Annotated in this window: 9 protein-coding genes; 4 read left to right on the top strand and 5 right to left on the bottom strand. The window is 37.4% G+C overall.

Annotated elements, in window-relative coordinates:
* Window positions 1-234 precede the first annotated feature (234 nt).
* From H4J67_RS01965 to H4J67_RS01945, 5 genes are all read right to left on the bottom strand, one after another.
* Window positions 235-519 carry a GIY-YIG nuclease family protein gene (locus tag H4J67_RS01965; RefSeq protein WP_182202700.1) on the bottom strand — a complete coding sequence of 95 codons (285 nt, stop codon included), beginning with the start codon at window positions 517-519 and terminating at the stop codon, window positions 235-237.
* 13 nt (window positions 520-532) lie between these two features.
* On the bottom strand, window positions 533-826 hold the full coding sequence (locus tag H4J67_RS01960) for a hypothetical protein (RefSeq protein ID WP_182202698.1): 294 nt from the start codon (window positions 824-826) through the stop codon (window positions 533-535).
* An 867-nt stretch (window positions 827-1693) separates the two neighbouring features.
* A complete protein-coding gene (locus tag H4J67_RS01955) occupies window positions 1694-2719 on the bottom strand; it encodes an NAD-dependent epimerase/dehydratase family protein (RefSeq protein ID WP_182176097.1) in 1026 nt (341 codons plus the stop codon).
* Window positions 2720-2937: 218 nt separating this feature from the next.
* Window positions 2938-4218 carry a Vi polysaccharide biosynthesis UDP-N-acetylglucosamine C-6 dehydrogenase TviB gene (tviB, locus tag H4J67_RS01950; protein ID WP_220471604.1) on the bottom strand — a complete coding sequence of 427 codons (1281 nt, stop codon included), beginning with the start codon at window positions 4216-4218 and terminating at the stop codon, window positions 2938-2940.
* 44 nt (window positions 4219-4262) lie between these two features.
* Window positions 4263-6962, bottom strand: a complete 2700-nt coding sequence (locus H4J67_RS01945; RefSeq protein WP_182202696.1) for an SLBB domain-containing protein — start codon at window positions 6960-6962, stop codon at window positions 4263-4265.
* A gap of 436 nt (window positions 6963-7398) precedes the next feature.
* Here H4J67_RS01945 and H4J67_RS01940 point away from each other — a divergent pair, with 436 nt between their 5' ends.
* From H4J67_RS01940 to serA, 4 genes are all read left to right on the top strand, one after another.
* Window positions 7399-8931 (top strand): peptide MFS transporter, encoded by a 1533-nt coding sequence (locus H4J67_RS01940; protein WP_182176099.1) that lies wholly within the window; start codon window positions 7399-7401, stop codon window positions 8929-8931.
* Window positions 8932-9055: 124 nt separating this feature from the next.
* Window positions 9056-9658, top strand: coding sequence for a 5-formyltetrahydrofolate cyclo-ligase (locus H4J67_RS01935; RefSeq protein ID WP_182202694.1), 603 nt, complete (start codon window positions 9056-9058; stop codon window positions 9656-9658).
* 51 nt (window positions 9659-9709) lie between these two features.
* Window positions 9710-10366, top strand: a complete 657-nt coding sequence (gene rpiA, locus H4J67_RS01930; RefSeq protein WP_182176101.1) for a ribose-5-phosphate isomerase RpiA — start codon at window positions 9710-9712, stop codon at window positions 10364-10366.
* A gap of 106 nt (window positions 10367-10472) precedes the next feature.
* A complete protein-coding gene (serA, locus tag H4J67_RS01925; RefSeq protein ID WP_182202692.1) occupies window positions 10473-11702 on the top strand; it encodes a phosphoglycerate dehydrogenase in 1230 nt (409 codons plus the stop codon).
* Window positions 11703-12915 lie beyond the last annotated feature (1213 nt).

The raw sequence follows: 12915 nt of genomic DNA, 5'->3' as shown, positions 1-12915 counted from the left end.
CATTTCAGTATCTGGGGTTTGTTGAGTAAGTACAGATCCTGAAACGAGTTCAGGATGACGGTGGTGGGGTCTGGCTTATGGTGTCAGGCTGATGGTGGCTGGGTCTGATTGACGGGCTTCATACGTAGAGTTACGTTGCCCTTTTGTCGTCATGCTGAATTTATTTCAGTATCTGGGGTTTGTTGAGTAAGTGCAGATCCTGAAACGAGTTCAGGATGACGGGGGTGGGGTGGCTTATAAATCTTTGCTCAGATCTAGCCAATTCGGGTTTATTTCTTCTATTAAATTTTTCTTCCAGGCCCTTCGCCAGTTTTTAAGTTGCTTTTCTCTTGTTATCGCATCGTACATAGTTTCAAATGACTCAAAATATACTAATTTATTCAGGTTATATTTATTGGTGAAGCCTAATGTCAGTTTAGATTTATGTTGATAGACCCTTTGAACTAACTGACTCGTTACACCTATGTATAGCGTCGTGTTTTTTATATTTGTCATTATATAAATATGCGGCTGTTTCATATTGACGACCCTGTTAGTAAATAAATTTTTTCGCTAATTTAGATATTTCAGGCCAATCATTGTTAATAAGAAATTGTTTTTGTTTTTTAGACCACCTTCTAATTTCATTTTCTATCAATCTTGCTTCTTGTTCAGTTTTAAATTTCTGCTGGTGGATAAGTTTGACTGGGGGCTTTATTTCAGTACCTAAAAGAAGTTGGTTATATTTATCGTATTTCGCTAACACAATGCCAAGTTCATCACAGCAGCCAGTGTGGTAACTACCATCCACCGACTCTAATATATAAATATAAACTAATGTATTCATACCAACTCCCTTTGTTAACATGATTTTTACATGTTATTAATATTGTAGTTGAGCTTTATTGTTTTGTCAGGTTTCTCATATAAAATTAAAAATACTCTTTTGGTATTTGTGTTTTTTGCGTTCTAAGTACAGATCCTGAAACTAGTTCAGGATGACGGTGGAGGGTTTAGGATGATGATAGTGGTGTCAGGATAACGGTGGTTGTGTCTGGGTAACGGAACATACACGTAGAATTACGTAGTTCTTTTGTCGTCATGCTGAATTCATTTCAGTATCTGGGTTTGGTAGATTAAATACAGATCCTGAAACAAGTTCAGGATGACGGGTTTGTGTTTAGGATGATTGTAGTGGTGTCAGGATGACTGTGGTTGTGTCTGGGTAACGGGACATACACGTAGAATTACGTAGTTCTTTTGTCGTCATGCTGAATTCATTTCAGTATCTGGGGTTTGTTGAGTAAATACAGATCCTGAAACGAGTTCAGGATGACGGTGTCGTGTTCAATATGACGGGGGACAAAATCAGGATGACGGTAGTGGTGTCTGGCTGACGGTCTTGGTTTCTGGCTGACAGTGGTTGTGTCTTGATAACGGGACATACACGTAGAATTACGTAGTTCTTTTGTCGTCATGCTGAATTCATTTCAGTATCTTGGGTTTGTTGACCAAGTACAGATCCTGAAACGAGTTCAGGATGACGGTGTCGTGTTCAATATGACGGGGGGGGGACAATCAGGATTAAGGTTTACACTGCCGCTATGGTGGTGGGCTTTTTTGTATTGGCTGAACTGGTTTATGTTCGGGGGTTTCATTTAACAATGTAAAGTCCGATAAAATCGGACTTTACTTATTTTTTGTTAAAAATTATCTATTTTGTTAAAAAATTAATATACCAAGGCATCGCTTTATCAATGCCTTGTTGTATTTTGAACTCAGGTTCAAAACCTAATAAGTTTTTAGCTTTAGAGATATCGGCTTGAGAATGTAAAACATCCCCTGCTCTGAAATCTTGATAAATTGCTGATTTATCATAATTCACACTGTTCGCTTTTAATGCTATTTTTAAACTATCAAATAAAGTGTTTAAGCTTGTTCTGTCGCCTAAAGCAACGTTGTAAACTTGATTTTTACCGGCATCATCAGCAGTAGCGGCTAATATGTTTGCTTGTACTGCGTTTTCAACAAAACAGAAATCTCGGCTAGTTTCGCCATCTCCATTGATATATAAATCTTCATTGTTGATCATAGCGGCTGTCCATTTAGGAATTACAGCTGCATAAGCGCCATCAGGGTCTTGACGTTTACCAAAAACGTTAAAGTATCGTAACCCTGTAGCGTTCAAACCATAGGTTCTGTTGAACACGTCAGCATATAGCTCGTTTACATACTTAGTTACGGCATAAGGTGATAATGGTTTACCTATATTTTCTTCTACTTTAGGTAATGCAGGGTGATCGCCATAAGTAGAGCTTGATGCAGCGTAAACAAAAGTACTTACTTTTTCTTCTTTAGCGGCTGTTAACATATTAACAAAACCGGTAATATTTGCAGAATTAGTTAATATTGGATCGGCAATTGAACGTGGTACAGAGCCTAATGCCGCTTGGTGAAGGATGTAATCAACGCCTGAAACTGCTTTTTGACAATCATCAAAATTTCGGATATCTCCTTTAATAAAGGTAAATCTTGCCCATTGCTCAGCCGAAACTTCTGACTGTACTTCATCTAGATTGTGCTGGTGTCCGGTAGCAAAATTGTCTAACCCAGTAACCGTTTGATCAAGCTTTAATAATTTTTCAAGGATGTTTGAACCAATGAATCCAGCTACTCCGGTAACAAGCCATTTTTTAGGCGCTGTTTGCAGCTGTAATTTGATTTCGTTATAGCGAGACATAATTTTCCTTTAATTTATATTTGGTTTGTTTTGATATGCTGAGAAGTGATGTTTAACTTACCTACTTTATTGTAGAACTCATTTTTTATGGAAAAACTGTCTTTCAATATCTATATTTAGTGTATTGGCGTAATACCACCTGATGCTGAATTTATTTCAGTATCGGGTGGCAAATGCCTAATAACAATAACGGTAATTTCTTGAAAAGAGAATTAACGCTACAAACGCATATCAACACTATCTTTAGGAAGTAAATATTTTAGATCGTAAAGTACATGGTTCTTTTTACCTAGTTTACGAATATTTTCCGCACCTAGTTTTTTAAATTCATCATGAGAAACAGCTAGAATTATTGCATCGTAGCTATCCGCTTCTGGGGTTTGTGTAATAGATAAACCATATTCATGCTCGGCTGCTTCAGTTGAGCACCAAGGATCGGTAATATCGACATTTATGTTGTATTCTTTTAGCTCGCTAACGATATCAACAATTTTGGTGTTACGTAAATCTGGACAGTTTTCTTTAAAGGTTAAGCCCATAACTAATACGTTAGACCCTTCAACTTGAATTCGATTTTTCAGCATTTTCTTAACAAGTTGCGATACGACGTATGCCCCCATACCATCATTTAAACGACGACCAGCTAAAATCATCTCAGGGTGATATCCAACAGATTGTGCTTTATGTGTTAAGTAGTAAGGATCGACACCGATACAATGTCCACCTACTAGACCCGGTCTAAAGGGTAAGAAGTTCCATTTAGTACCAGCAGCTTCTAATACTTCTAAAGTATCAATGCCCAATTTGTTAAAAATGATTGATAACTCATTAATTAATGCGATATTGACATCACGCTGGGTATTTTCGATGACCTTTGCCGCCTCTGCCACTTTTATTGAGCTTGCTTTATGTGTGCCAGCAATAATGATGGAGCGGTATAACTGATCAACAAATTCGGCAATTTCAGGCGTTGATCCAGAGGTAACTTTTAAAATATTTATCACCCGATGTTCTTTATCGCCTGGATTAATTCGTTCAGGGGAGTATCCCGCAAAAAAATCTTTATTGAAGGTTAAACCCGAAAATTTCTCGACAACAGGGATACATGACTCTTCTGTAGCCCCTGGATAAACAGTTGATTCATAAATAACAATATCGCCTTTATTAATGACTTTACCCAGCATTTCGCTGGCTTTAATTAACGGCGTTAAGTCAGGTTGTTTATGCTCATCAATGGGTGTAGGCACAGTAACAATATATATATTACACGACTTTAAATCTTCGACAGTACACGAGTATGATAATGCTTTAGTCGCAGCAAGCTCTTCGCTACTAACTTCTAGTGTGCTATCGATGCCACTTTGAAGCTCTGCTATTCTTGGCTTATTGATATCAAAACCTAATGTTGGATATTTTTTTCCAAATTCAACAGCCAGAGGTAAACCAACATAGCCTAATCCAATTATCGCTAATTTAACTTCATTTAAATCTTTAATCATTATCATTCCATTTTTAATTTATTAAACTTATTAAAAAATAAGTTTTAAAGTCCACTAATTGCCGCTATGGCAACTGCTGTGTTATACATAATTGTTGTCGCTGTTGTCCACAAGGTTAAATTGTTCATGTACTCTGAATCAAGTGGTACAACAATTGAGTCACCCGGCTTTAAAGCTGAGTCAGCACCGCCGCTAAACCAATTGCTTTCTTCAAACATTTGGATACTACCGTTTGATGAAATAATATAAATTCTCTCATCATCAGCACGTTTTTTTAAGCCGCCGCTTTGCGTTATATAATCTTCAACGCTGCTTGATGAATCAAACATGTGCGAGCTATTCACTTGCACTTGCCCCATGACATTAATTGAGCGATTCTGAGTTGGGATGTACAGTACATCACCGCCCTCTATTGCAATATCATAATTATTTTTGGCAATAACTTGCGGTAAATTAATGACTAAACGCCCTAGCGGTTCTACCTTAGAGAGGTCTGCTAATAACGATTGAATTTCACTATATGAAGTTATACCACTGTTACTTGATAAAGACTTAGTTGCCATTTCAATACGTAAGTCGGCACTTACTTTTATTAAGTTTTGTCTTTCAAGTTGTTTTAACTTTGTTCTTGAAAAAACAGAGCCATTGGGATCTGCAAAAGCGGTTAATCCTCCCGCTTTAAGAATAATACTTGATAAGCTGTCTCCACGACGAACTGTATATTTACCCGGAAAAAGGACTTCGCCGCGCAACTCTATAACATTATTTTCACTCCATGAAGGGATACGGTGAATATTAAGGCGATCTTTACTTTTTAGCAGAATATTATCTTCATCAATATTATTGAGGGCATTCACTAAATGAATATTCTTAGAGATTTTTACAGAGTTAATACCACTCATATCATTACGTGTTAACTCAGCTCTTGATAAGTAAGCTGATTCTTTAACGCCACCGGCGGCTATAATCAAATCGATTACCCGAGCCCCTTTCCCTAATGGATAAACCCCTGGAAATTTAACTTCACCATCAATTTCAATTAACTTTACCGCTTGACCGGATCCTGCTTGGTATCGAAGTTTGTTAACAATAGGCACCAGTAAACGTTGGCGAGAAAACAATGCCATTTCACGAATTGTTACGTTTTCATGCTCTGCACCACTGTTAATATTATTGATAGAGGTATAAATTTTTTCATCTTTAGTCTCAGCCATAACATGATTTTTCTCATGGATTTCCCAAAACTCTTTTTTCTTACTCGTTTCAATCGCTAAGTTTCTTTCTTTCGCTAATAGCTCTTCTTGAGTGTAGGCGAGCTCGTCTAATAAGAATTGTTCTTCAGAGAATTTAAAGGCTTTCGAGAAGATGATAATTTTATCATTACTGCTGAGTTGGATATTGCTCTTAGAATTTTTATCAGCAAACACATTGGCTAAATTAAACTGTAAAATTTCTATATTACGGGCACTATCAATTTCTCTAACGACAATGCCGTAATTTAAATCGGCGTAAGGTAATAGGTGAGCGTCAGCATTGGTAATAACATCGGATAACAACATGTTTTGTTGCAACTGGTATTTACCTGGACGCGCTACAGCGCCTATTAAAGTAATTGAATCGACATATAAATCTGAGCTTTTTAACACTCTAATAAAATCGCCCGCTTGAACTTTTTCAGCTTTTTGGGCTTTATCAGATAAATCAATACTTAGGATACTGCGTAAATCGCTTTTGTTATAACGCTCTACGATGGTAGATTTTGGGTAAGCCGCGGGTAAAAGTCCGCCAGCCATTTTAATGACATTAGAAAAGTCGTCTGATTGGCTCAATTCATAAATAGCAGGACGTCTTACTTCACCGGCAATTGACACAGACTTGCCTTGAGGGGGAATAAAAACGACATCGCCTGATTGCAACAAAATATCACTTGATGAATCACCTTCAATTAATAAGTCATATAGATCGACTTGTTGAATTAGCTTTCCTGAACGTTTTACTTGAATATTTCTTAATGAGCCAATATCACTGACACCACCTGCAGCAAAAATGGCATGGGTAACTGAAGATAATGAACTTAACGTATAGGGGCCGGGTTTATAAGCTTCGCCTAAAACAAATATACGCATAGAGCGTAATTCGGCTAAGCTAACCACCACATTAACACCAATAATTTTTTGTTGAATTTTATTAACAACAAAAGTCTTTAATTCTGAAAATGTTAATCCTGCAACGCTAATGGGGCCAAGATTAGGAAAAACCAACTCACCTTCACGTGTCACCGTTAATTGCATTTCACGATTTTCTTTACCAAAAACCTGTATTGAAACTGAGTCTCCTGTACCTAAAATATACCCTTCTGGAATGGCAATATCCATAACCGGAGAGAATGTTGTTGGCGAATTTGCAAATACATCTAAACCAAACCGTGGCAAGGTCTTAAAAATCGCTTCAGCTTTCTCTGTTTCTTCGGCATCTTTGGCTTTGAGGTTTTCATTGTTCAGGCTATTTATATCGCGTGGCATTACCTGTGTATTAATAGGAGAGTTTTGTGTGTTACTTCCTGATAACTGAGCCTCAATAGCATTTAAATCGACGCCCATACTTTTGGCTAATACTTGTTGTTGAGATTTAGGTAACTTTTTAAATTGTTCAATTTGCTGAGCAGACACTTGCTGGGCATGTAAATTTAAAGAAAGCGCAAAAAGTAAAAAGGTTGCTATCAGATAGCGAGTAATGTTCATCATTGGGGCAATAAATTTCCTATAAATGCGAGGTATAACATTAGCTCAATACTTATAAACCATAAAAATTAATAATGGCCAAATATATCGACTAAATAAGTTCTAAAATTAACCTTTGGAGTTTATCAGTAACAAGCTATTGAATAAAGTAACTTGCTTACCTTTTATGACGTCAAATAATTAATTTTGGAGAGTCTGTTTATTATTTTTCTTTCTAAAAGTATCAAAAGTAACTAAAACATTACATCTGCTTAATCAAATCTCGGTGCCAAACTATTGCCTTTCATGGCAAGCACAGGTATAACACACGCTGACTTTCGCAAATAAATTTGACAATAATTACAGCGCAAAGAACTTATTTCAATATTTTAAAATGTTTTTAGCGAATTAAAATAATAATATTTATCTGTAATTTACACTTATCTTAGAGGAATTTTTTATGAGCAAACCTGATTCAGGTTCTTTTTTTGGCCATCCGGCAGGGTTACAAACGCTGTTTGTTACAGAAATGTGGGAGCGCATGAGTTATTACGGCATGCGTATGCTACTTGTATTATTTATGACCGCTACTTTACAAGAAGGAGGCTTAGGTTTAACCGTCGCTTCTGCAGCGGCTATATATGGTTTATATACCGGTAGTGTTTATTTTATGGGCTTACCTGGCGGTTGGATAGCTGACAGATTAATTGGTGGTCAAAAAGCAGTTTGGTACGGCGCCATCATTATTATGATTGGCCATATCATCTTAGCTATTCCTAATGACACCACCTTTTTTATTGGTTTAATTGTCGTCATTTTAGGTACGGGTTTATTAAAGCCGAATATTGGCGCTATGGTAGGTCAATTATACTCAGATGAAGATGTTCGCCGTGATAGTGGTTATGCCATTTATTATATGGGCATCAATTTAGGTTCAGTTATTGGCTATGCAGTTTGTGGCTACTTAATGGAAAATGTTGGTTGGCATTGGGCGTTTGGCGCTGCAGCCATTGGTATGGCATTAGGTTTAATTCAATACAAAATGACTACCCCTAAGCTTAACGGTATAGGAGAAAAGCCGGTATATCCATTATCAGTTAAAGCACAAAAAACAAGCTGGACAGTTATTGGTGTCGTTTTAGCAGTTATTGCACTGGTAACGGTTGCTGTATTTCAGGGCATGTTAACCATTAAACCTGTCACTGTTGCCCAATATGTTGCTGTAGCATTTTCTCTAATATTTGTTATTTATTACGCAGTTATTTATTTTGGTAGCTCAATAACACCTAATGAGAAGAAAAAGCTTTGGGCGTTATTACTTATTTGTATTGCTTCAGCTTGTTTTTGGTCTGGCTTTGAACAAGCCGGTTCTTCACTCAACTTATTTGCGCGTGATTATACTGACCGTATAGTGGGATCATTTGAAATACCTACGGGTTGGTTCCAAATGACTAACTCGTTCTTTATCGTTTTACTCTCACCTTTTTTTGCTGCTCTATGGATTAACTTAGGTAAAAGAATGGTCAGCCCTTCTTACGGTATAAAATGTGCTTTTGGTTTAATTATTATGGCCAGTGGTTTTATCGTGATGTTTTTTGCTGCACAATACGCTGCTTCAGGAATGAAAGTTGCCCCTTATTGGTTAGTAGCAACTTACTTCCTACATACAGTTGGTGAGCTTTGTTTAAGCCCTGTAGCATTAAGTGCCGTAAGTAAATTATCTCCTAAGCGTTTCGCTGGACAAATGATGGGTGTTTTTGTATTAACCTATTCAATTGGTAATATTATTTCTGGTTTGTTAGCGGGTAACTATGATCCAAATAACGTTGCACAAATTCCTTCACTTTATCTCCAAGTGAGCTTATTCAGTATTGGTATTGGTATCATTATTTTACTGGTTGGTTTCAAATCTAGATTTTGGGAAAATTTGCCTGATGATTCAGAAGTATCTACAACTAACGCAAATGGTTCAACGGCAACAACTAACGCTTAATTAACTGTTAGTCATCGTTAAAGTGATTTTGAAAAGCCAACATTTATTGTTGGCTTTTTTATAGCTGATTTTTACTGTAACTTACTTGTTGTCGTTAGACTTATTTTATAAGGGGTTAAATATCATGAAAACAAGAGATGTTCTTCGCCAAGAAATTCGCTATCAACGCAGTTTATTAAACGCTGACCAGCAAGCAGAACAATCACTTTTATTATCGAAAAGACTCATTAAAGAAAAAGTAGTTAAAGGCGTTAAACACATCGCTATTTATTTAGCCAATGATGGCGAGTTAAATACTCAGCCTTTTATTGATTGGTGCTGGCAAAATAACATCACCGTATACTTACCGGTAATACATCCTTTTAGTAAGAATAATTTACTCTTTTTAAAATATGCTGAGGCGTCTATTCTCGTCAAAAATAAATATGGTATTTTAGAACCTAAGCTTAACGTTCAAGATATAATAACGGTCGCTCAGCTTGATATTATTTTTACCCCCTTAGTCGCCTTTGACCGATATGGCAATCGTTTAGGCATGGGCGGTGGTTTTTATGACCGAACACTTTCGGCTTGGCATGCTCAATATCAACAAAACAAACACGCTAAACCCTTACCAGTTGGCTTAGCTCACGATTGCCAAAAAGTTAACACTATTCCCTTTGAAAGTTGGGATATTCCACTGCCTAAAATTATCACCCCAACCACCAGCTATCACTTCGATATTTAATCATCTGCTGATATACTTCTACCTAACTTCTCCTCGCTAATTAGGATTCACATGACACAAGATGAAATGAAGAAGGCAGCAGCCTTTAAAGCACTCGAATTTATTAAAAACGATACCATCGTTGGCGTAGGCACCGGGTCTACTGTTAATCACTTTATTGACGCCCTAGCAACAATCAAAGACGACATTGAAGGTGCAGTTTCTAGCTCTGAAGCGTCGACTCAAAGATTGAAAGCCCATGGTATCGAAGTGTTTGAATTAAATAATGTCGGTAGCATTGATGTTTATGTTGATGGCGCCGATGAAATTACTGAATATCTGTCGATGATAAAAGGTGGTGGTGCTGCACTAACCCGAGAGAAAATTGTCGCGGCCGTAGCAAAAACATTTGTCTGTATTGCCGATGAAAGTAAGCAAGTAAAAGTGCTAGGTAAATTTCCACTACCGGTAGAAGTTATTCCGATGGCACGAAGCTATGTGGCTCGTGAATTAGTTAAGTTAGGTGGCGATCCCGTTTATCGTCAGGGTGTAATTACCGATAACGGTTGTGTAATTCTCGATGTACATAACTTAGAGATACTTGATCCCAAAAAACTTGAAAATGATATTAATGCCATTGTAGGTGTTGTTACTAATGGTTTGTTTGCACTACGTGGCGCTGATGTTTTAATTTTAGGCACTCAAGATGGCGCAAAACTGGTAAAATAAATCTTTAGAGTTTATACACTATATGCTAGTTTAGATATCTAGCCATCTAAATGCTTTATATTTTTTAAGGCAATGACCACTATAGTCCCACATGAGATATTAGAAAATGAGCAATAATTCATTAGCAAAAGAAAAAATTAAAATTTTATTACTTGAAGGTGTCCACCCGAGCGCTGTTGAAGAGTTAAAAATGAAAGGCTACAGCAATATTGAATGTATTAGTACATCGCTTGCTGAAGAAGATTTGATCAAAAAAATTGCTAATGTTCACTTTATTGGTATTCGTTCTCGTACTCAGTTAACTGACCATGTACTAAGCCATGCTAAAAAACTCGCGGCTATTGGTTGTTTCTGTATTGGTACTAACCAAGTTGAAATTAAAGCTGCACAAAAACGTGGCATTCCAGTATTTAATGCCCCGTTTTCAAATACACGCTCGGTTGCCGAACTTGTATTAGGTGAAACTTTATTATTATTACGTGGTATTCCTGAAAAAAGTGCTAAAGCTCATCGCGGTGAATGGCATAAATCTGCAGCTGGCTCGGTAGAAGCTCGTGGCAAAACCTTAGGTATTATTGGTTACGGCCATATTGGTACACAGTTAGGTATTTTAGCTGAAACGTTAGGTATGCGTGTTCGCTTTTATGATATCGAAACTAAACTTTCCTTAGGTAATGCGAGCCAAGCACCTAGTTTAAAAGCTTTATTAAAAGAAGCTGATGTAGTTAGTTTGCATGTGCCTGAAACGGTTCAAACGCAAAACATGATGGCAGCAAAAGAATTTGCACTCATGAAAGACGGTGTTATTTTTATCAATGCTTCTCGTGGTACTGTTGTTGATATTGATGCATTAGCTGAAGCGCTTAAAAGTAAAAAAGTCGCGGGCGCAGCAATCGATGTTTTCCCTGTTGAACCCAAAGGTAATGATGAAGAGTTTATTTCACCACTACGTGCATTCGACAACGTTATTTTGACGCCACATATTGGTGGTAGTACTAAAGAAGCCCAATCTAATATCGGCTTAGAAGTTGCCAGTAAAATGGCAAAATACTCTGACAACGGTTCAACACTTTCGGCAGTAAACTTCCCTGAAGTTTCTTTGCCTGGTCATACGGGAACAAGCCGTTTATTACATATACACCGCAATCAACCGGGCGTGTTAACCCAAATTAACCAAGCATTTGCTAAGCACAATATTAATATTGCAGCACAGTACTTACAAACAGACGATCAAATTGGTTATGTAGTTATTGATATTGAAGCACAAGATAGTGTACTAGCATTACGTGAATTAAAACAAATTGACGGCACAATACGCGTACGTATTCTTCATTAGTTTTTCTAAGTATTTAGCGTAAACAATAATAAACGAGACTTAATAAGTCTCGTTTTTTTTATTGCCACATTAACAATCCATCATTTGACCGTGTAAAAAAACCTATTACAGCCTGATAATACTGAAATGAACGAACTTGTAGTCATACTGAATTTAAAAAACTCAGATCTTTTGTAGTTATTTACTTTCGTCATACTGCATTTATTTCAGTATTCATTCCCGTAATGCTGAATTTATTTCAGTATCCATTCTCGTCATACTGAATTTATTTTAGTATCCACTCCCATCATGCTGAATATATTTTAGTATCCACTCCCGTCATGCTGAATTTATTTCAGTATCTGGGCATTGGGTTGTTAAGGACGAGATCCTGAAACAAGTTCAGGATGACGGCGGTTGGGTTCATGCTGACGGGGGGGTGAGTTCATGCTAATGGTAGATTGGGTTCAAACTAAACTTGTTTCAGTATCCATTCTCGTCTTGCTGAATTTATTTCAGTATCTGGGCTTTGGGTTGTTAAGGACGAGATCCTGAAACAAGTTCAGGATGACGACGGTTGCGTTCATGCTGATGGGTGATGCGTTGATGCGTTGATGCTGAATTTATCTCAGTATCCACTCCCGTCATGCTGAATTTATTTCAGTATCTGGGCTTTGGGTTGTCAAGGACGAGATCCTGAAACGAGTTCAGGATGACGGCGGTTGCGTTCATGCTGATGGAAGTTGGGTTCATACTGAACTTGTTTCAGTTTCCACTCTCGTCATGCTGAATTTATTTCAGTATACACTCCCGTCATGCTGAATTTATTTCAGTATCTGGGCTTTGGGTTGTTAGGGACGAGATCCTGAAACGAGTTCAGGATGACGGCGGTTGGGTTCATGCTGACGGAAGTTGGGTTCATACTGAACTTGTTTCAGTTTCCACTCCCATCATACTGCATTTATTTCTGTTCCACTCCCGTCATGCTGAATTTATTTCAGTATACACTCCCGTCATGCTGAATTTATTTCAGTATCTGGGGTTTGGGTTGTTAAGGACGAGATCCTGAAACGAGTTCAGGATGACGGCGGTTGGCTTCATTCTGATGGGTGTTGCTTTAATGCTGAACTTATTTCAGCTTCCATTCCCGTCATGCTGAATTTATTTCAGCTTCCATTCTCGTCATGCTGAATTTATTTCAGTATCTGGGCTTTGGGTTGTTAGGGACGAGATC

The sequence above is a fragment of the Colwellia sp. BRX10-4 genome (assembly GCF_014077465.1).
Lineage (GTDB): Bacteria > Pseudomonadota > Gammaproteobacteria > Enterobacterales > Alteromonadaceae > Colwellia_A.
The sequence above is the reverse complement of the archived record's forward strand: the minus strand, read 5'-3'. Positions and strand labels throughout refer to the sequence as shown.